The organism is Paenibacillus sp. FSL H7-0350, from assembly GCF_038593195.1.
In the GTDB taxonomy this organism is placed as follows: Bacteria; Bacillota; Bacilli; order Paenibacillales; family Paenibacillaceae; genus Paenibacillus_AQ.
Window position 1 is genome coordinate 80984 of record NZ_CP151972.1, and the last position, 19208, is coordinate 100191.

The 19208-nt window shown below is 40.7% G+C and carries 24 protein-coding genes, 1 tRNA gene and 1 pseudogene; 24 read left to right on the forward strand and 2 right to left on the reverse strand.

The features are described 5' to 3' along the window. Positions 1–9: 9 nt before the first annotated feature. Positions 10–1065, reverse strand: a complete 1056-nt coding sequence (locus tag NYE24_RS00430) for a LacI family DNA-binding transcriptional regulator (protein ID WP_036695047.1) — start codon at positions 1063–1065, stop codon at positions 10–12. 355 nt (positions 1066–1420) lie between these two features. Here NYE24_RS00430 and NYE24_RS00435 point away from each other — a divergent pair, with 355 nt between their 5' ends. The 8 genes from NYE24_RS00435 (at position 1421) to NYE24_RS00470 (ending at position 5362) form a co-directional block, all read left to right on the forward strand. Beyond that, on the forward strand, positions 1421–1690 hold the full coding sequence (locus tag NYE24_RS00435) for a hypothetical protein (protein ID WP_342477766.1): 270 nt from the start codon (positions 1421–1423) through the stop codon (positions 1688–1690). Positions 1691–1787: 97 nt separating this feature from the next. Then, on the forward strand, positions 1788–1997 hold the full coding sequence (locus NYE24_RS00440; protein ID WP_342479344.1) for a hypothetical protein: 210 nt from the start codon (positions 1788–1790) through the stop codon (positions 1995–1997). 83 nt (positions 1998–2080) lie between these two features. Then, a complete protein-coding gene (locus tag NYE24_RS00445) occupies positions 2081–2752 on the forward strand; it encodes a stalk domain-containing protein (protein ID WP_036695044.1) in 672 nt (223 codons plus the stop codon). A gap of 165 nt (positions 2753–2917) precedes the next feature. Further along, positions 2918–3484, forward strand: coding sequence for a hypothetical protein (locus NYE24_RS00450; protein WP_036695043.1), 567 nt, complete (start codon positions 2918–2920; stop codon positions 3482–3484). 310 nt (positions 3485–3794) lie between these two features. Next, positions 3795–4292 (forward strand): hypothetical protein, encoded by a 498-nt coding sequence (locus NYE24_RS00455; protein ID WP_342477767.1) that lies wholly within the window; start codon positions 3795–3797, stop codon positions 4290–4292. Beyond that, the gene (locus tag NYE24_RS00460) at positions 4285–4812 is read left to right on the forward strand and encodes an accessory gene regulator B family protein (RefSeq protein ID WP_036695042.1); all 528 of its coding nucleotides are present in this window, start codon (positions 4285–4287) and stop codon (positions 4810–4812) included. Before NYE24_RS00455 ends, NYE24_RS00460 begins: the two co-directional genes overlap by 8 nt. Then, positions 4812–4949, forward strand: coding sequence for a cyclic lactone autoinducer peptide (locus NYE24_RS00465; RefSeq protein ID WP_083677765.1), 138 nt, complete (start codon positions 4812–4814; stop codon positions 4947–4949). The genes NYE24_RS00460 and NYE24_RS00465 overlap by 1 nt, the downstream gene beginning before the upstream one ends. Before the next feature lie 17 nt (positions 4950–4966). Then, positions 4967–5362, forward strand: coding sequence for a LytTR family transcriptional regulator DNA-binding domain-containing protein (locus tag NYE24_RS00470; protein ID WP_036695041.1), 396 nt, complete (start codon positions 4967–4969; stop codon positions 5360–5362). Between the two features lie 135 nt (positions 5363–5497). Here the strand turns inward: NYE24_RS00470 and NYE24_RS00475 are convergent, their stop codons facing one another. Beyond that, positions 5498–6028 carry a GNAT family protein gene (locus tag NYE24_RS00475; protein ID WP_342477768.1) on the reverse strand — a complete coding sequence of 177 codons (531 nt, stop codon included), beginning with the start codon at positions 6026–6028 and terminating at the stop codon, positions 5498–5500. A gap of 305 nt (positions 6029–6333) precedes the next feature. Between NYE24_RS00475 and NYE24_RS00480 the strand changes: the two genes are divergently transcribed. The 16 genes and pseudogenes from NYE24_RS00480 to NYE24_RS00555 all read left to right on the forward strand — a co-directional run bounded on the left by NYE24_RS00480 (position 6334) and on the right by NYE24_RS00555 (position 19206). After that, the gene (locus NYE24_RS00480; protein WP_342477769.1) at positions 6334–6879 is read left to right on the forward strand and encodes a hypothetical protein; all 546 of its coding nucleotides are present in this window, start codon (positions 6334–6336) and stop codon (positions 6877–6879) included. 38 nt (positions 6880–6917) lie between these two features. Next, positions 6918–7171 (forward strand): annotated as a pseudogene (locus tag NYE24_RS00485) (PD-(D/E)XK nuclease family transposase); the annotation flags it as partial. 193 nt (positions 7172–7364) lie between these two features. Beyond that, positions 7365–7436 (forward strand) — tRNA-Val (locus NYE24_RS00490). Between the two features lie 121 nt (positions 7437–7557). Further along, complete coding sequence (locus tag NYE24_RS00495; RefSeq protein ID WP_342477770.1) at positions 7558–8487, forward strand: site-specific integrase; 930 nt, start codon at positions 7558–7560, stop codon at positions 8485–8487. A gap of 11 nt (positions 8488–8498) precedes the next feature. After that, complete coding sequence (locus tag NYE24_RS00500) at positions 8499–8669, forward strand: hypothetical protein (RefSeq protein ID WP_342477771.1); 171 nt, start codon at positions 8499–8501, stop codon at positions 8667–8669. A gap of 113 nt (positions 8670–8782) precedes the next feature. Then, positions 8783–9337, forward strand: coding sequence for a hypothetical protein (locus NYE24_RS00505; protein WP_342477772.1), 555 nt, complete (start codon positions 8783–8785; stop codon positions 9335–9337). A gap of 104 nt (positions 9338–9441) precedes the next feature. Continuing rightward, the gene (locus NYE24_RS00510) at positions 9442–9771 is read left to right on the forward strand and encodes a hypothetical protein (protein WP_342477773.1); all 330 of its coding nucleotides are present in this window, start codon (positions 9442–9444) and stop codon (positions 9769–9771) included. Positions 9772–10189: 418 nt separating this feature from the next. After that, entirely contained in the window at positions 10190–10510 is a 321-nt protein-coding gene (locus tag NYE24_RS00515) for a hypothetical protein (protein ID WP_342477774.1), read from the forward strand. 311 nt (positions 10511–10821) lie between these two features. Then, positions 10822–11964, forward strand: a complete 1143-nt coding sequence (locus tag NYE24_RS00520) for a hypothetical protein (RefSeq protein ID WP_342477775.1) — start codon at positions 10822–10824, stop codon at positions 11962–11964. A gap of 163 nt (positions 11965–12127) precedes the next feature. Then, positions 12128–12529, forward strand: coding sequence for a hypothetical protein (locus tag NYE24_RS00525; RefSeq protein ID WP_342477776.1), 402 nt, complete (start codon positions 12128–12130; stop codon positions 12527–12529). Between the two features lie 30 nt (positions 12530–12559). Next, positions 12560–13423 carry a DUF5309 family protein gene (locus tag NYE24_RS00530; RefSeq protein WP_342477777.1) on the forward strand — a complete coding sequence of 288 codons (864 nt, stop codon included), beginning with the start codon at positions 12560–12562 and terminating at the stop codon, positions 13421–13423. A 257-nt stretch (positions 13424–13680) separates the two neighbouring features. Beyond that, a complete protein-coding gene (locus tag NYE24_RS00535) occupies positions 13681–15069 on the forward strand; it encodes a hypothetical protein (RefSeq protein WP_342477778.1) in 1389 nt (462 codons plus the stop codon). A 28-nt stretch (positions 15070–15097) separates the two neighbouring features. Further along, positions 15098–15457 carry a hypothetical protein gene (locus NYE24_RS00540; protein WP_342477779.1) on the forward strand — a complete coding sequence of 120 codons (360 nt, stop codon included), beginning with the start codon at positions 15098–15100 and terminating at the stop codon, positions 15455–15457. Further along, a complete protein-coding gene (locus tag NYE24_RS00545) occupies positions 15450–16832 on the forward strand; it encodes a phage/plasmid primase, P4 family (RefSeq protein ID WP_342477780.1) in 1383 nt (460 codons plus the stop codon). The genes NYE24_RS00540 and NYE24_RS00545 overlap by 8 nt, the downstream gene beginning before the upstream one ends. Before the next feature lie 345 nt (positions 16833–17177). After that, positions 17178–17567: a hypothetical protein gene (locus NYE24_RS00550; RefSeq protein ID WP_342477781.1), complete on the forward strand. Its 390-nt coding sequence runs from the start codon at positions 17178–17180 to the stop codon at positions 17565–17567. Positions 17568–17625: 58 nt separating this feature from the next. Further along, entirely contained in the window at positions 17626–19206 is a 1581-nt protein-coding gene (locus tag NYE24_RS00555; protein ID WP_342477782.1) for a DNA packaging protein, read from the forward strand. Positions 19207–19208 lie beyond the last annotated feature (2 nt).

Consider the following 19208-nt stretch of genomic DNA (forward strand, 5'->3'; position numbering starts at 1 on the left):
AGCTAGATTCTACTTCTTCGGCGGCTGACAGGAATCTCGGGTAATCAGACGCGCCGGGAAACTGATGGTGCTGAAGGTCGGCTGCTGTGAATCACATAGCTCAATGACCTTCTCGACAGCGGCTTTGGACATTTCATAAATCGGCAGACGGACGGAGGTCAGCTTGGGATGAATCCGCGCAGCAAGCTGCACATCGTCGAACCCCGCAATGGAGATATCCTCCGGCACGGAAATGCCATGCTCCGAGAACGCTTCCATCGCCGAGATAGCCATATCGTCGTTGGAGGAGAAGAAGGCGGTCGGCAGCGGGCTACCGGAACTGAGCAGCTTCTTCACTTCCTGATAGGCGGTCTCCTTGAGAAAATCACCCTGAAGGACGAAGTCCTTCTGCAGGCCAAGTCCATGGCGCTTCAGCGTATTCTCGTAAGCCATGTAGCGCTCCCGCCCGGAATAAGTATTCATCCGTCCGCAGATCATGCCGATCTCCGTATGGCCGAGACCGATTAAGTACTCAATGGCTTCTGCCGTACCTTCATAATCCTTGGAATTCACAATGGCGAGATGATTGCGGTCCAGATGCTCTGACATAATCTCCGAAATGTCATAATCGATCAGCACAAGCGGGGAGCCGAGACCTACCATCTCCCGTACAATCTCGATATCCTTCTGGGTGCCGACAATGATGCCTCCGTCAATCCGTTTCTGGAGGAAGGCCTGCTTGACCTTCAGGAAGTCGTCGGGAGAATAGACGGTGTGAATCAGAACATAACAGCCGCGGGCATTCGACGTATCTACCACAGCATCGACGAACGGGGCGAAGTAATTATTCTGATAAATTCGCGTCGCATTCTCCTTCTCGTTCATACTGATGGCAAACAGCCCGATCGTGTCGGTCTTCTTGCCGGCCAGAGCCCGGGCAAAGCTGTTCGGCTCGTACTGATGCTGTTCAATTACCTTCAGCACCTTAGCCCGGGTCTCTTCAGGGACATTGGAATAATTGTTGATCACACGGGATACGGTGCTTCGCGAAACCCCGGCTAGCTTGGCAATATCTTCGCTTCGCATAATGTACCCCCTCTAATGTAAACGCGCGTTTATGAACTTATTGTAAAATAATCCGGCCTGGAGGTCAATCATTTGCCGGAAGATTTTAATTTGATAATTTTTGCCCGCGAGATGTACGAATTCTCACATTAATGGGAACGTGTGTTTGCTATAGTCTTTTTATGAAGAATAAGTCTACTAAAGATGAGGAGATGCATTCCTATGCAACTGGGTTGTACCTATCTAGTCGTTCGGGATATGAAAGGTTCGATTGCCTTTTACGAAGCATTATTAAATAGGAGAGCGGAATCCAGAAAGCCGGAGCGCTGGGTAGAATTCCACTGCGGGAATACCCTAGCCTTGTGGAATCCCGAATTTGATAAGGAACAGCAGCGATGTGTCGGATCATTTCAATGAAGCCTATTTGAATTACAAGGAGGAAAGCGGGCTGCGGTATGGAAATAATGCAATCCTTAACTTCAACGTTACCGATTTGAATGCAGAGTACCAGAGAATAAAATCACTGAATATCGGTGCAGTCTCAGAGATTTTCTATATTAATGTTGTGCGTCCGTATTACTGCTTCATGCTGGAAGATCCGGACGGTAACTTGATTGAAATCACGGGTGATTATAAGCCGGAATAGGCTCTTTACTTTGCATTGCTTACATAAATGTGCCAAACTTGTTATGATCAGGATAGAGATCTTATATCATTTCGAATGGGGGATGTACGCTGTGTATATGACAGGTTTTGGGTCCTTGCTCGCTGGAGGATTCAGTATTTTTGCACTTTTGCTCTGGTTCACTTGTCTGGGGATGGGGATTTATTTATTTGTTCTGGTGGTGAAGCTTGCACGCAGGGGGATTATTGCACTGGACTTGTACAACCACTCCAAAAATATGGAGATCCGCGAACGTTATGAATCGGCTCACCGGAGAGATGATTTCTGAATGATTGCATCTGCTGGCAGGATTTATTATACTCCGAATATGGAATATTCAAATTTGTCATATCTGGAGAGGAGTTTGAGCGAATGAAGAAGAAGATGACTGCTGCACTGACGGCATTTGCCGTACTTGGGGGAATGGGCACGGGCGTGTATGCCGGAGCCAACCTGCAGGAGATCAAGGCTTTTCTGAATCCAAGCATCAAATTCAAGATGAACGGCCAGCCGGTGCAGCTTAAGAATGGCAGCGGTGCAGTGATTGCCCCAATTTCCTATAAAGATACAACATATCTGCCAGTCCGTTCCGTATCCGATTTGTTGGGAGTTACCGTTAAGTTTGATGCTGCAACTAACACCATTTCCCTGGGAGAGCAGACTGCCGGTGTGCCGATCGCTACAGGCTTTGACAATATGTATCATACCAAAGACCCGGGCAAGACCGTCTATAAAGACAAGGACTACAAGGACGTCTTCTTCGATAACGGCAGCGGCGACCGCGGCAGTTCCTTCATGCTGGAGCCGAACAAAAAATATCAGAAGCTTTATCTCCAGGTAGCCGCGATCGGCGGAGAGATCAAAGACTTCGAGGTACAAGACAGCGACACCAACACTGTACTGAAGACGCAGACCATTGACCCGGCTAACGGGCTGACTACCATAGAAGTGGATATTGCCGGAGTCCGCAGCCTGTATATCAACGGGGATGTGAAGGACGGAACAACGGTCTTCGTTCCGCTTACGACATCGTATTATAAATAATTTCTGAACTTATAAATCATTCAAGAATGACCCGGGAGCCTTGGTTTCCGGGCATCTTTTTGTCTACATTCGTTGTTTGGGAGAAGAAGAAAATGGGTATTATCCGGTAAGCCGGTGAATCTAACTGGCCATGTAACTGTTCAAGAATTGATGAGGAGTGAGAAGATGTATACCAAAAAACTAATAATGTCCTTATCCTTGACGTTGTCTCTATTGGCCCTCAGTGCCTGCGGTAATGCCGAGGATAAGCCGTCAACCGAATCGATGCAGACCACTGCACCGGCAACAGAGAGTGTCCAGACTCCTGCGCCGACAACAGAGGCTGAGCAGACCCCAGCACCAACGGCAGAGCCGGAGCAGACTCCTGAGGCGACAGCTGGAAGCAACGAGACGGCTGCCGGATCTGCGGACCTGCCGAAATACCTGCCGGAGGATTTCCCGATGCCGGAGAATGTAACGGAGACCATTCTTTCGAATGCGGAGGAGAATGAGGGCAAGAAGACAGCATTGCTGATTTTTAGAACAACGGATAGTATGGAATCGGTAACGAAGCTCTATGATGATTATCTGGTCTCTAAGCTGGGCGATCAGTCTGTGAAGACTATTGATCCCAAGAATCTGATCATTCAAGGCACGACGAAGGACGATAAGCAGAGCTGGTCAATCATTGGCGGTCCGCTTGCATCTCAGGAGGGAACCGTTGAGGTTAACGTGATTTGGTCTGAATTATAATACAGACAGCCAAGCTGTTGTAAACAGAGGAACATTCGTTGAGGCTCGATTCAGAGCGGCCAACGGATGTTTTTTTGTCATTGAGCAAAAAGTGTCGAATTTTGTAATTAAGTAGTATACGTCAAGCACGGTGGAGTTATATAATTAATCTTGTGAACGAAATTAGTAAGGCGGTGTAAATGGTTTGTCATGGGAACCTGTAGGTTTTATGTTTTTTTCAACCATAGAGACGCTTGCGCTCTATTATTTGATTATGTCTCTCTATAGATTCAAATGGAGATGGTACATATGGCAGGTCCTATTCGTCATCTTGCTGAACAACCTTCAGAGCTATCTATTGCGAAATGAGCTGGGAATGTCGAATGTGGCACCACTTGTTTTAATCTTGATTTTTATCATGTTTTTCACAGCTGTAGTCAGGATGCCCCTCGTCCTGTCAATCATCGCAACGATATCAGGTTATGCTATGTTTGCCGTAATCCAGACGATTATTGTACTTCTTGTCTTTGGCTCCATTTCAAATATTACCGGTGTGGCGGAAGGATATTTCCTTCAGCTGATGACAGCGGTAGTGGTGTTCGCGGCTTTTAGCTATATTTACCGTAAAGGCAAGGGCTTCACGTTCGATCTCGATAAGCTTCGGTTTAAATTAGAAGATATTCTGCTGTCAGTGCTGATTTTCGGTTTCGTGATAGGTGTTTCCGTCCTGCTCTACTATAATGACATTCTGCTAAATGTTTTGATTTTTCTAGTGATGTCTGCATTCCTTCTTTACTACTCTACCCGGAAGGAGCGGGAAGATGCTTGAATCCATGTCCGCCAAGCTGGCACTTACGATTAAAAATATCGTTCCAGAGCACCCGGCATCCTATGCTGTCCTGAAGTTTGCTATCAGTGTGGTGCTTAATGTGGTGTTTATAATTGCGTTGACACTGTTAGTTTCTATTTGGACGGGGAGGACAAGTGAAGCTTTGCAGATTTTGATCTCCTTTGCCTTATTGCGTCAAGTGTCCGGCGGGGCCCATCTCAGATCCGGTATAGCCTGTGTCTTGTTTACGGTAAGCTTGTTCACAGTCCTGTCCTTTGTGGAGGTTAGCTCCTTTTACGTTATGCTAATGAATGCAGCTAGTCTGTTAGTGGTTCTATGGCTGGCGCCCATTGGGATTGAACGACAAACCCGGATTCCCAGGCGGCATTGGCCTAAGCTGAGAATTGTGGCGTTACTGCTTGTCGCTGCCAATATCGTTGCAGGATCATCTGTTATCGCGGCCAGCTTTTTGGCACAATCCCTCAGTCTGATTATCGCTAGAAGGGAGGTGAATACTTAATGATGAAATCCTTGCAACGTAAAGCAGTGTACAAACTTGCTTCTGGTTTATCTGCTATGGCGGCAATTCTTGTGTTGGTTACAGCCAGTGTCCTGTACATTAACCAACCAGAGGTTCCTGAAGAGCTACTTAAATAACATTGGAGTTGATCCCTTTGAGCACTATATCTGTTACTAGAGACACAGAGGGAAACACTGGTGTATTCTCGCTAGATATTGAAAAAATAACTTTTATGGAATTTGAACGGACTATCTATCGGATCATTGTCCATACGTACGATCAGACCTTTTATACAGTAGGTACGCTGAAATATTGGCTTAATACCCTGGCCAGTTCAGGATATAATTTCGTTCTAGCAGATAGAAACACGTTAATTCAGGTTTCTAACATTATCCAGTTGGATAAGACGTTTCATATTGCTTATTTTGGGGAAGACCACAGAGGAGTCGAACAAAAGTGTTTTCTGTCAGAGAAGGGCTATAAAGAAATTCTCAAATACGTAAAGACATTCGAATCAGATATTATATTAGTGGAGCTGCCCCAGTGGTAGCTTTATTTTTTATGGGGGTTTGCGGTCTTTTCCAGGCTGAGAAGCGAGGAGTAGATTCTTTAACGGTACATCAAATAAGGCTGACCTGCGCTGTTCATTCTGAAGCGCCTGGGGCCAGCCTTTATTCAGATTATCCTAATCAGTAGCTAACTTGGAATACATACACAGATCAATGAAGGCTCCTTTGGACCGCTCGCACTGTCTCAGTGTTCCTTCCAGCGAGAAGTTTAATTTCTGCAGTACTTTAATAGAATTGATATTAGCAGGCTGGGCCTTTGCTTCTATTCTATTGAAGCCCAGTGTATCAAACGCATAATCTATTAGCGCGCGAAGGGCTTCAGGTACATATCCTTTTCCCCAGCACTCGCGGCTAAGGTCATAACCGATCTCTGCCTTGGCATTGTCATAGTCCAGTGTATTGAAACCACAGGAGCCGATAATCCGGCCGGATTCTGCTTCCATGATGGAATAGCGGATCGCCTGATTCTCGGTGGCTAGATTATCAAGCAGCTCAATCATCTCTACGGCCTGACACTCATCCGTGAAGCTGCTGATATTCATAAACCGGGTGACTTCAGGATCGGACCAGATCGAGAAGAGACTGGTTGAATCGGCGGGGCGCATTTGTCTTAATACTAATCTCTCGGTTTGTAATTCTGTAATCATCAATAAGTTACCTCCATTAAATATATATGGTATTGGTGAGGTACAACTATTGATATCTGCGCATAGTTCAGTCCTTTCCGTGTGTAAGCTGCCTCTATTATATAGAATACAGGGGAGGAAGTTAAATATCTGGTCTGCGACCCTGATAGTGGTGTTCAAAAGACTCTGTCAGCAACCATTTGATTGCTGTAGATTCATAACCGTCAATAATAGAGTCTGTGTGGGCCTGTGCTCATGCAGTCTTTTTTTTATGTTTCTTACTCCTCCTAGCATGGTAAGGTTTAGGTAAAAGCATTCGGGAGGGCATGATGAGAAAAACGGTACTGGTAATGTTGTTCTTGTTCGTATTGACGGCTTGTGCGGATTCCAAAGACGGGGTAACCACTAAAGACTTAGCCATTCAAAAGGTGAACGATCATAAAGCCATTGTTAAGTATGGTATGAGCCGTGCGGAAGCAGAAGAGGTATTGGGCAAAGGAGAAGATAAGGATATTGCGAATTCAGTCATGTACAGTTCTGGGGTAAGGATTATGTACCGGGAGGATAAAGTGGCAGGGATTACTCTGGCAGAGGAATCGAAAGATACGTATGAAACCATTGGCGGTTTTAAAATTGGCATGTCCAAAGATAACTTCAAACAAATCTATGGCGATCAATATCTGAAGGAGATGGAGCGCAACCTGGATTATGCTTACGATGCCACCAACAAGCGATATTTGCAGGAGAAAGAGTGGGTGGCGAAAGCGGAAGATGACACGAAAATATATGTGATATCAGCCATGTTCAACGGAAAGGGGGATGCGGATGGTATTGTGCTGCTGGATAAGCGAATGGCTATTACTTTAAGGTAAAAGAGAGGGCTGACAATGAGTAGTTCTACCATGATAAAATCGCGGAGAAACAGTCTATTCTGGATATCAAGGCTGAGAGCAAACGGATTAACATCGAAATGCAGCTGTTCAATTCATACAATATGGAGAAGCGGACACTTTTCTACTGGAGGTAGATGTATTACCACCAAAATCAAAAAAGGTGACGATCAATATACTGAACTAATCCTGTCTGCCGAATGACCATTATCATAATGTGTTTCACCTTCGGGAAGACCACACTGGGATTCAGTTGAACAACGATCTTGAAATTGATGTGATGAATTAACAATGCTCGAAGAGGGGCGATCTGAACGCAAGCAGATGCTCAAAAAGAAATGGCTCAAAAGTTGCTTGCTCTGGGTGTAGAGCGATCTGTATTTTCAACAAGGACAAAGCATTTCCCGTCATATTATAAAAATATCTTGCCATTCCATTGCGTCCTGTGTTATTATAAAAAACGTTGCAGGACGGTAGCTCAGCGGGAGAGCACTATCTTGACAGGGTAGGGGTCATGGGTTCGAACCCCATCCGTCCTATAAATTCAATTATAGCAAGGGTTTGAAGCCTATTCTTCCCTCCTCTATAATGAGTGGTCACACTGTGACACGTTTATAACCAAAGAAGCCATCACTTTTAAGGACACTATTCCTTAAGGTGGTGGCTTTTTTGTTATTAAAATTTGCATTGACTGAGTTTAGGGCTGATAGGTTATATCGCAATGTCAGTGAACGTACTCTAAATGCTTACATGTCTCTCATGAACGAGTTTCATCAATTCTGTGTCACCAATCAAATCATCAATATTGAAGACTGTTCTTCATCCCTCGTAAAACAATATTTGTTGCAATGTAAAGAAAAAGGAAATAATCCCACAACAGTCAATTCTAAGTTGCACATCCTCAAAATCTTCTTCAACTATTTTGAAACTGAATTGGAGATTTTCACTCCCAAAACTAACCCCACTAAGCGTATCATTTTCGCAAAAGAGAACATTAAGATCGAAGTATTTACAGATGAACAAATTAAGCAAATGTTACGTTATTATCAAGCAATCAAATACCGCGACAAATCCCTTTATGCCTACCGTGATTATTTTCTAATAATCTTCCTTCTCGGCTCCGCCTGTAGGCTTGGCGAGACAGTTAATCTCAAATGGTCAGATGTTGACCTTGTAAATCAAGTGATCACTGTTACAGGCAAGAAAAGAGTTGCCAGCAGTATACCTATGACAGATAAATTGAAACGTGAGTTCATTGAATACCGGATGTTTATTGAGCAGTACTTCCCTACCATGCCTGAGACAGTCTTTACAGATAGAAATGGAAAACAATTAACGGATAATGCTCTTAAAATGGTTTTTAAACATCTGAAAGTGATTATGAACTTTAAAAATGTAAGATTATCCGCTCACACATTCAGGCATACAACAGCCCACCGAATGATCATGGCTGGTTGTGATATCGGAACTGTACAGAAATTACTACGCCATTCCAACGTTTCCATGAGTTTGAAATATTTCGCACTGTGGGGAACTGCACTTGCTGAACAGAATGAAAAGTACAACCCTCTAAACTCTCTGGACTTGTGAGGTGAACACTCATGGATAATAGACAAGCGTTAGGATACATGTTGCTGGCTTGTAAGCAAGCAGGACTTGATAAAGCCACCACTCAAAAACTGTATGGTCAGATGTATTGGCAATTTGATTTAAAAAATGAAGCAGAAGCAGAGGAGTTAGGTTTCGAGTGGTATTATTCTGCAGAAGAATAGTGATATTCGACATAATGTGACATTGATGCATATTTCAGATATTAACATAAGACTATTCATTGCTCTTCCTTCATACTATGCTTGCCATATCAAACCAAAGGAGACGATAACAAATGAACAAATCAACCTTTACAGGAATCCAGGCGCAGCTTATTTCTTTCCTTGGAAACAGTTATCCTGCCATCAAATTTGCAATTACTTTGGAGGGATTAGGAAAAGATAGCCTAATCATTATCAAAGCATTTGATACACCTAATACCCAAATCATCACAGAGGATATTAGGGTTAGTGGAATCGTAGAGGCTTCTGAATTTTGGATTGAAGAAGCTGAGTCACCTCAGATGATTGCCAGAATCAATGAGCGTTGTGAAACAGAAGGCGTCCATTCTAGCACCCATATTACGGGCTGGACATCGGGTAAAGAAATTAAAGAAACAAACTATCTCAGACTTGACTACAACCGCATCAAAGACGAAATTTACAGTGAAATGCACTGGCCTTCTGTGGTCGAAACAGATTTTAACGATGATTGTGAAACGAATATCTATCATATGAGGGATTATAAGGGTAATCTCTGGCAAACAGTAGCTCGTGACGAAGAAGAAGCGCTTGGAAATGTAGAAATGGGAGAAGATGTACTAACTTTTATTGTCACCCAATCCGCCTGACGAGTCCTGAAGGATACTGGACGAAACTCACCGCCAACTCTGGTGGCTGAGTCGCGGATATCCGTTAACTATGAATTACAATAAAAGTAAAGGGGGAAAGAGGAATGCAAGATAAATACCGTCAGCTAGTCGCAGAGGCAACGAAAAGGACGACAACTACAGAGAGAGTTATTGCCATTAGAGAAGAACTAAAGCAGCTTAGACGGGCGATGAGGCCGCCTAGAGAGTCTCATAGACAAATGAAGTCCATACAGCAAACCAAGAGTAGAATCAAAAAAGAAGAAGCAAAAGTTATCCCTACCAGAGTAGTAAAAAACGAATTGATAAGCAATCATATTATTAATCACTACAATGATGCTTATTATGACGTGGAGCAGTATAAAAGTTTGGATCACGTTTTTTCCGTAAATCGTAAAATGGCGAATAGCGAATGAAGATGGGGTATGGACTGCATATGCCATGTAGTGAATAACTATCACATCTTGAGGGGTGATACGAAAGATCAGACATTTTTTTAAGTTACTACCTTTACAATATCAGACGGTTTGAATTAGAATGTACAAAGTGAACACAAAAAATAAAAACACAAATAACTTGACAAAAATACTGGCAAGTTGTAAATTTAAAAGTGATACCTCAAATCTGAAATAGATTTATATCACTATAATATATTAAATTTGAAAGGATGTGATGCCTTTGCTTGTCGAATACTCGCTAAACAAATTATGAACAAACTTGTATACCATCTATGGCGTACTTATGTACCATCTAGCTACATTACTTTCACATAATATCACGATTCATACCGTAAAACAAGTATTTCATCAAAAAAATTTAAAGGAGAAATGAAATTTGAAATTACTAATTATTTGTGAGTATTGCAATAATTCGATTGAGTTACCAGCAGACGGTTATAATCATCAAATTAATTTTAGTAGTGCCGTAGATGGAAAATTCAAATTGGATCACTACGGTGTAGAAATTAAGAATGATGTATCAGCTTCTCTCGATATTAACTTTGTAGAGGATTTGGCAAAAGCTCGTAACACAGATAAAGTTACACAAATTCTAGAAGACAGAATTGAAGAGAATTTGAGCATTGATAGTAAATTAACCGAGTTACGCATTGATTGTGGAAAATGTGATAACTATTTTATTCTAAGCAATCTGTAAAAACAATTGGGAGTATTCGTAGCAAATCGTCTACTCCCTCCCTTCACCACTAATCCAGCGCTTAAGGCGCAGAAAATGGAAGGTAATCATAATGACAACCATTAAAATGATCAACTTTAACCAACTACAAGGAGACGATAATTATCACAAACGAATCAAACAAGTACCGCTGGAATGTTAATAAAAAGCATTTTCAAAAGCTGAATCCTAATTTTAAGCCCACTCGCGACCTCAAACAAATTGAATCAGAGCAATGGATATATGTTTCTGAGGAAAATGTACCAAAAGAAATCAGAGACAAATCAGCGCTGTTGATCGAGAGATATACAACACATAGAACAAAATTAGAATTGCAGACAGGTCGGCCAAAATCCCAGATTAAGCCCGAAGTACATATTGATATTCCCCTTGATTACGCAAACTCTGTTATTCGAAATTATTTGTATACTGATCAAAATCAGAGTCTTTCTACTCCCTCTCAGAGAAGCACAGCCCTGAATTACATATTCAATGTTTCATTTGCCGATTTAAAGCGAATTACTGGCGACACCGCCATGAGCGAATATGATGATTATAAAATAGAGGATTACTTGGTTGACTACAAGAGTAGATTTACTTCCAAGCAATATTCTTCTTCATTTAAAGCTTTGCTCACAATGATCGCTAATTATCTTTTGGTTAAGTCTGAAAACATGAAACAAAAACAGCAGGATTTCGAGGCGAATGTAACCAGTTATGACAAACAAATTAGCGCTTCGAACCCCTACGATCCTGAATGGTCGTGGGACGACTTCATAAAACCAAAGAGTGAACTTGATATTGCCTATGCAAATGCCTGTCAGATCAGACAGAAACCCAGTAAGAGATATCCACTACAAGCCTCATGGCAAACCATAAATACAACTGTTACACCATATACCGAAATGGACGATGAGCAGCGCCAAACATTTGACGAAATGAATCGAATCAGGAATATAGCTAAAAAGTTAGTCAATAGCTCCAGTCAGCAAAAACTCCTTTATACCATAGCTAAAGAGCTTGAACATAAGCTGAAAATACTTGAGAGTATGCAAATTGAGCGCAGCATTCAAAAAAAGCGAGTTGATACTGACTATTTAGAATTAATCAATAATCAAATTTTGGATGAATTTGATTATACGAATCAGACGCACATTCATGGTTTAATTCGCAACTACTTTGACTTGTGGAACACTTATCATTATCAAACTGATAGCCCGTTATATTCCATTTTGACTGAGTTTAAGCATCAGGTTGGAAACGTGAATTTTCAAAGTCCGTTACATAAAGAGATTTTAGATACTTTTTTACATAATTCTTCAAATGACAAAAAAAACGCAGAATACATAGGAATGAGTACCGAACCCATGAATCGAAGCCTCAAACAGTCTATATCTAAAACTATAGCGAAACATTTTCAAAAGAATAGTTATTAACCTCGTCGGGTTTTTCTCAATTGACATTAATAATATATAGGAAGAAGAATTCTTCTTCCAAGTTCATCTTTTTCATTTTATATCCCCTACCTCGTCGGTGTTTAACAGCGCCGACACTTTTTTAGGGTGATTTAAAGAAATTTAATAGAAAGGAGAAATCAGAATGGAATACACAGATGAGCAGATTCAAGCAAAAATTGATGAAGCCAAAGCGCAATGGAATACTGAGTATCTTCTACCACTTCAAACAGAGATTAACAAGCACAAGCCTAAAGAAGCAACAGAGCACGAGCAGGAAATTGAACGTCTAAAGGCTGAACTTAGTCGTCAAAAGGTTGTTTCGAGATTCAAAGAAATGGGATTTGATGATTTTATCGAATTGGTACATGCAGACAACGAAGAAGATATTACCGTTAAACTTGAGACGCTTCAGTCCGTATTGGATAAGCGAAAACTAAGTAACAGCTTTCAGCCCAACTCACATCGCCAAACAGATACATATAGTCAGGCTAAAGCGCAAGGCGATACCACAGGAATGATTAAATCTTTGTTCGGCATTAATTAAATTTAAACATTATAAAGGAGTTTTATATTAATGACTATTTTTACAAGTGATAAGTTTCTACCTGGACAATCAGTAGATATGAAAGACATTATTACTCAAACGACCCCAATTATCAGCCCCTTCAGCACTATGATGCTTAGCAAAACAGTAAGAGCCGAAGCTCCCAAAATTAGTTGGCTGGAAGAAGCCTTAGATGAGTCTTCAGCCGTAACGCTCGCAGAAGGCGGCGATGCGCCAGAGTTTGTTGAAGACAATATGGAGTTGCTTGACAATTACTGCGAGCTTCTGGCTGCAACTGCTACCGTGAGCAACACTGCTCAAGCTTCTACAGCCGTTGGAATTGGAGATTTACTTGCGAAGGAAGTATCTAAAAAAACCCAATCCCTGAAGCTTCGCTTAGAAAATGTTCTAATCAACGGAACCAAGGGGTACAATGCAACAACAAAAATGTACACTACTGGAGGTATTCTTGAGCAGATTCATACAAACAATCGGCTTACTGCGGCTACTCCTACACAAGCTGAATTTGAGAACCTGCTTTCCAAAATGTATCATGCTGGCACGAATTACGATATGACCGTCTTCTTACCAGCCAATCTCAAAACAATCGTGAATACGTTCGATTCAGTTACATACTTGGCAAGAGATAAGTTCCTCGGGTTTGATATTGAATTGTATTCCAGTGTGTTTGGTCAAGTTAAATTTATCCTGTCTGAGAAATTGCAAAATAAGATGTTTGTAGTAAACCCCAATTACCTCGAACTAGCAACACTGATTCCATTCCATGGCACTCCACAACCATTAAGTGGTTCTAAACAATCGGTATTTCTAGAAGGTCAATATGGCTTGAAGCTTCTTAATCGAAAAGCCGCTGCAAGTTTGACAATTGCCTAAATATATATACATAACCAGAGGGGGAGAGTTACTTCTCCTACTTTCTGGAAAGGAGCATACAATGAATCCAGACGAGATTATGAAATGGAAGCTACTAAGAATATCCAAAAATTTAAAGTCACGAGAAGTAGCTTCGGGAATTGGAGTGAGCCCAAGTTATCTGTCAAGATTTGAAACTGGGAGCTATAGTTGGGATCATGTTTTGATCAGGAAATACCAGAACTTTATCAATAGCAATTAAAAAGGGAGATAAATCAATGAGTTTGAGTATCGCCAAGTGCATCCCTGGTACTTTAATAGTAGCGGCAGATGGACGTGGAGTAAATGGAAATGGTGTAGCGATGAGCAACAATGTGGATAAATTATTTGTGATTGATGGCAGAGTGATATTTATAAGCGGAAGTCAATATTACAATATGCAAATAATCAATAAACTTAAGCGAGAAAACACTTCAAATCTGAGCCTTATCCAAGAAATTTGTAAAACAACAATGAATAGTTTTTTGAACGATACACATGCAAAAGCGTGGCTGAAGGATACTTTGCCTATTTGTTTAACTGTATTTGAGTACATACCCAATCATGGCTTCTATTTTACCGTATTCACCCCGGAAAACGATTTTAGTGCTAACTCACAACCTTTAAAACCTGGGTCCACACTCTGCCAAGGGATCGAAAAAGAAGAAGCTATGGAAGTTTTTAAGAAGAAAGGTTCAGTGAGCAGCCTTGAAGCACTTTATCAAAAAATATTGGACACTTATAGCGATATGGAATCCAGATATACCGCCATTGGTGGAGAAATAAGCTTTGTCGTTATTGATAATAAAGGTATCAGAAATTTTCGATTCAATCATACCAATAAAATACATTCTCGAAGTTCAGATTTGAGATTGATCAGTAAGACCGGAGATATCGTTCTTAACGAAGACGGTATTGTTCAAACAGATACTATCCAATTGGCTGATAATGTAGATTCCACACATGGGCTGAAATTGAAATTCTATTTAGATGACGGATTAATCAGTGTTAAAGCTGTTAAGTTGAATTTCACTTTGGAGAAATTCAGAGCATACAGCAAAGGCGCTTTGAGCGAAACCATTGCCTTGGATTCTACGAATAATTCAGAGACGATTGGCAGAACGACTGAATCCGCCGCAATAGATTTACACTCTACCCTGCCTGAAAATGTAACTGGATTGTCGCAAACCGATGGCTTCTACACTTCAACCGGAGGCCATAATCACGGCATTCCAGCAGGGACAGTATTTAAAGACATTAATGGTGTACCGAGGACGTGGGTTCCTTCTGGCGGACATCAGCATCAGGTTATCCTAGATGCTCACTCGCATGGTATAACCGTTCCTTCTCACGCACATGATTTTACAATTCCTCCGCATACGCACAGTATTTCTATGCCGCCGCATGCTCATGGGATTGATTATGGGATCTACGAAAGTACATTTGCTTCAGGTGTTCGAGTGGTTGTTGACGGAGTAATTCGAGGAAGTATCTACAATGCTTCAGAAAACAATGTGGATATAACTGAGTGGATTCAAACCACCGGATGGCACACTGTTGAATTAACATCCACTCAGTTAGGGAGGGTTAATTCAAGTTTATATGTGAAAAGCTTCGTAAGTTTCTAAAATTAGACTAAGGGGAAATGAATAAAGAATGAAATATGAACTTGGGCAGGTAACATATGATGGATATGGACACGAACATAAAGTTGGCGATTTCCGTAAAATTAGCTATGGCAAAAAAGAATATTGGAACGGCGAATGCTGGCTTGAAGATTATCTATGGGATGAAGATAATTATAAAGAACCTGACTTCGATGACTCATTCGAGAACTGGGCTAAAAATCATACCATAGTTGAACCTGATAATCCTTTCTACCAAGCACTTCCTAGAGAGCAGCAGCTTGTTGCTGAGCTTGAAGAGCTTACAACACTACAGCAGGACACAATGACGGAAATTATAAAACGACAGAGCGAACTATTCCGCTTGATTGGCGGTGCCAAGTTTGAGTAAAACCGCATCTGAATTACAGAAGAAACTCAACAAGCTAAAAGGCAGTGCTAATACTGAAATTGTCTCCGACAAAAACAATAAAGCCCATGTTGAAACACAGTTAATGCCTCTTTATTTCATAAACAAAAAATTTCAACATGCAAAGCATAGCGAGGACATGATTGCTAGGTATAATTTTGTCTATGACGGACAATTGCTATGGCGTTATCATCCTGACGGGTACTATAAGCCTGATGGGGAGGCGTACTACCGAGCCATAGGACAAGAACTTTTGAGTGATAGCAGCAAGCGGATATACATAAACGAGTCACTATATTACACGCAAAATGATCGACAATTGTTAGAGGGTCAGATGATGAACCCTCCTTCCAATTTGATCAATGTTAGTAATGGAATGCTTGACGTTCTGACTGGACAGATATATCCCCATTCACCGAAATACCTGAGTACATATCAGTTACCCGTTACATATGACCTCAATGCTAATGATCCCGTTATACATAATTTTGTTACTAGTGTTCTACCTGAGGATTCACATAACGCTTTTTATGAAATGATAGGCTACATATTGACAAACGATTTACATATGGAAAAAGCATTTATGTTCACAGGAGTAGGCTCTAACGGCAAGTCGGTTGCGATAGATATGATCACAGCACTATTAAGTAGAGAAAATGTATCAAATATCTCTCTTCAAGACCTTGACCACAGATTCAGGGTCGCAGGGCTGGAAGGTAAACTCCTAAATGCATTCTCTGACTTACCACAAAAACCAATTGACGATACTGGAGCATTTAAAGCAATTGTTTCCAATGAGTCGATCACTATAGAACGCAAAAACAAAGACCCCAAATCATTTAAAGCTTCGACCAAACTACTCTTTTCCGCGAATCACATGGTTGTAACTCCTGATATGTCTGATGGCTATTTTCGACGATGGATAATTTTTGATTTCTGTAATAAATTCACAGATGATAATAGAGATATTAACCTACTTAGCAAATTGACAACAGTTAGCGCTCTTTCTACTTTGCTAAACTTGGCAATCCAAGGAATACATAGGCTTCATCAAAACAAGAAATTCACTATTGGTGAAAGTCTCACTAAGGCCATCAATCAATATCGAATCAACGCTGATTCTGTAGCTGGCTTTTTGGAAGCCAATTGTGTATTAGAAGATGGACACACACTTTATACAAAAGATGTTTACATAGCATATCGGCAATGGTGTGAGGATAGCGGCCTAAGACCTGTTAGCACAATTAAATTTAGTCAGAGGCTAGCTCTACAAAAGGGACGGAAATACAAGCAGCCTGAACATTGGGAAGGAATCCGTTGGTCAGAGAATAGTGAATTTCCACGTTCGCCATTCTGAGACTCATACACTGCTTTTCATCTCATACACTACTCATACACCCTTTTTAAAAAGTTGTGTATGGAAAAACCCTTGATACATATGGCTTTTTTGCATCTCATACACTCATACACTACTTTTATTGAATTTCTGAGAAAATAATTAAAATAGACAAATATAGGATTTGTGTACAGTTAAATAAATTCTTTAGAAATGGGTGTATGAGTGTATGCTTGACATTTCAAATACTGAAAACCCTTGATACATATGGCTTTTCTTGTTCAAAACTCATACACTACTTTTTCAACATACACCAAAGTAGTGTATGGAATCTCAAACTGGTGTATGGGAAGGAATTAAATAAATTTGAATAACATTTATGAAGCGTTAAAAAATATCCCATCAAAGAAGAAATTATACTTTTTATGGAAACACAACCTTTCCTTTGATCAGACGAAGGCTCCAAAGTCTGAAGCTGAGTTTTTGCAAACGGTTGGACTTTCTACTCTCAATACATATATTAGATGGGAACGATCTGAAGAATATAGAAATCTGGTTGCTATATTGCTTAACACTCGCTTTGATGGGGATTTAGAGCTAATCTATGATTCTTTAGCTGTGAAGGCCAAAGAAGGTGATGAGAAGAGTATTAAGCTGCTCCTGCAAATTGGTAAAGACATTAAAATTTATGCCAAGGATGCAGCAATGCAGTTCAACAAAGATGAAGAATCAGAAGACGATGATTTAGAGTTGTGAGTGGCATTTATTGCTACTCTTTTTTTGCGTTGCTTTAAACTCAGAAAGGAAAATGTAAATGGCAGTTGCGTTAACAAAATCGCAGAAAATCAATAAAATAATGAACACGTTTGAATTATTCTGCAAAAACTTCGTCAAGATTATTGATAATGATGGAGAGCTTGTCCCATTCGTTTTAAACGATCAGCAACAATATTACATTGACAATGCTGGTAAGTATAACTTGATTCTCAAACCACGCCAGCTAGGTTTTACAACGGCTAGTTTGGCTTACTGCTTATGGATGGCTGTAAATAATCCCAATACTAACTATTTGATTGTGTCCTATAAAGGAGATTCAGCAAAGGATCTATTCGCTAAGCTTAAACGGATGAATCTACATCTGCCGAGAACAAAGTATGATGCTTTCCCTTCTGTTGTTCGTGATAATCGGGATGAACTGGTATTTAGCAACGGGAGTACAATTCGCAGCACAACAACAGGAAACAAAGATTTAGGACGTGGAATGAATCTGATGTATGTCTTATTGTCAGAGGCTGCCTTCTACGATGACCTAAATGGTATTCTCCTCTCGCTGGAGCCAGCGTTGCAGAAAACAGAGCGCAGCAAAATTTGCCTTGAATCTACCGCAAACGGATTCAACGATCTTCAAAAACTCTATGACCGTGCTAATAAAGGTTTATCAAAGTATAAAGCGTTCTTTTTCCCCTTTTATGCTTCCGCTTATGAGAAACAATTCTCCTACGATATCCAAGAGGCAGTGAAATGGTACAAAACATCCAATAAAGGCCAGCGGCTGAGCGCAAAAGATTTAGATAAAGAGCAGAAGCTACTTTACGAATCTGGTTGTAGCTTAAACATGCTGATGTGGAAAGAATACATATTGCAGGACAAGGACAAAAACCAGTTCTATCAGGAGTATCCAGCCACTGACATCCAAGCATTTATTAATACTGGACAATCAGTATTTGATCAAACGCTTATCGCAGAAGCTATAAATTACATCCTCCCTCCAATGCCAAAAGTAGAGCTTGAGCATGTTCCTGACATTCTGAAGCAATATATTGGAAAAGGATTGGATATCTTCCGATTGCCTAAGCCGAAACAACGAATGTTCGCTGGAGTAGATGTAGCATCAGGAAGCGGCAATGATTACTCTACGATCAGTGTATTTGATGGAGATGGACAGCAGTATGCTTCATTTTATAGAAATGATGTTCCTGTATATAGATTCGCTGCAATAGTCCGAGAAATCGGGTTGTTTTTTAATTATGCATTCATAGTGATTGAGCGGAATGGATTTGGAACATCAATCCTTGAGCGGTTGCGTGAAGGAGATAACCCTTATCTAAATTTATTCAAGCATCGTCATTTTGATAAAGGAAAATCCAGGCTTCAATTAGGTTGGAGTAGTAACAGCGTTACCAAAAACAAAGCTGTGACAGATGTTAAGGAAATGTTCGAGTGTCAGTTAGTGCAGATTGACTGTAAAGAAACATTGAAGCAGATGCAAACATTCATCGAGAAGGACAACAAAATGGAAAACAAAAACCGATCCAATCACGATGACCTTGTTATATCGTTCATGCTTGCAATTCAAGCGATAAAGGCAAATAAATATTACGTTGAGGTGGCATAAAA

Coding starts and splice junctions, on each gene's coding strand:
- NYE24_RS00505 (WP_342477772.1), top strand. CDS start 8,783: ATGAACAAATCAACCTTTACAGGAATCCAGGCGCAGCTTATTTCTTTC.
- NYE24_RS00465 (WP_083677765.1), top strand. CDS start 4,812: ATGATGAAATCCTTGCAACGTAAAGCAGTGTACAAACTTGCTTCTGGT.
- NYE24_RS00450 (WP_036695043.1), top strand. CDS start 2,918: ATGTATACCAAAAAACTAATAATGTCCTTATCCTTGACGTTGTCTCTA.
- NYE24_RS00445 (WP_036695044.1), top strand. CDS start 2,081: ATGAAGAAGAAGATGACTGCTGCACTGACGGCATTTGCCGTACTTGGG.
- NYE24_RS00475 (WP_342477768.1), bottom strand. CDS start 6,028: ATGATTACAGAATTACAAACCGAGAGATTAGTATTAAGACAAATGCGC.
- NYE24_RS00440 (WP_342479344.1), top strand. CDS start 1,788: ATGACAGGTTTTGGGTCCTTGCTCGCTGGAGGATTCAGTATTTTTGCA.
- NYE24_RS00535 (WP_342477778.1), top strand. CDS start 13,681: ATGAGTTTGAGTATCGCCAAGTGCATCCCTGGTACTTTAATAGTAGCG.
- NYE24_RS00510 (WP_342477773.1), top strand. CDS start 9,442: ATGCAAGATAAATACCGTCAGCTAGTCGCAGAGGCAACGAAAAGGACG.
- NYE24_RS00460 (WP_036695042.1), top strand. CDS start 4,285: ATGCTTGAATCCATGTCCGCCAAGCTGGCACTTACGATTAAAAATATC.
- NYE24_RS00530 (WP_342477777.1), top strand. CDS start 12,560: ATGACTATTTTTACAAGTGATAAGTTTCTACCTGGACAATCAGTAGAT.
- NYE24_RS00480 (WP_342477769.1), top strand. CDS start 6,334: ATGATGAGAAAAACGGTACTGGTAATGTTGTTCTTGTTCGTATTGACG.
- NYE24_RS00540 (WP_342477779.1), top strand. CDS start 15,098: ATGAAATATGAACTTGGGCAGGTAACATATGATGGATATGGACACGAA.
- NYE24_RS00430 (WP_036695047.1), bottom strand. CDS start 1,065: ATGCGAAGCGAAGATATTGCCAAGCTAGCCGGGGTTTCGCGAAGCACC.
- NYE24_RS00500 (WP_342477771.1), top strand. CDS start 8,499: ATGGATAATAGACAAGCGTTAGGATACATGTTGCTGGCTTGTAAGCAA.
- NYE24_RS00555 (WP_342477782.1), top strand. CDS start 17,626: ATGGCAGTTGCGTTAACAAAATCGCAGAAAATCAATAAAATAATGAAC.
- NYE24_RS00525 (WP_342477776.1), top strand. CDS start 12,128: ATGGAATACACAGATGAGCAGATTCAAGCAAAAATTGATGAAGCCAAA.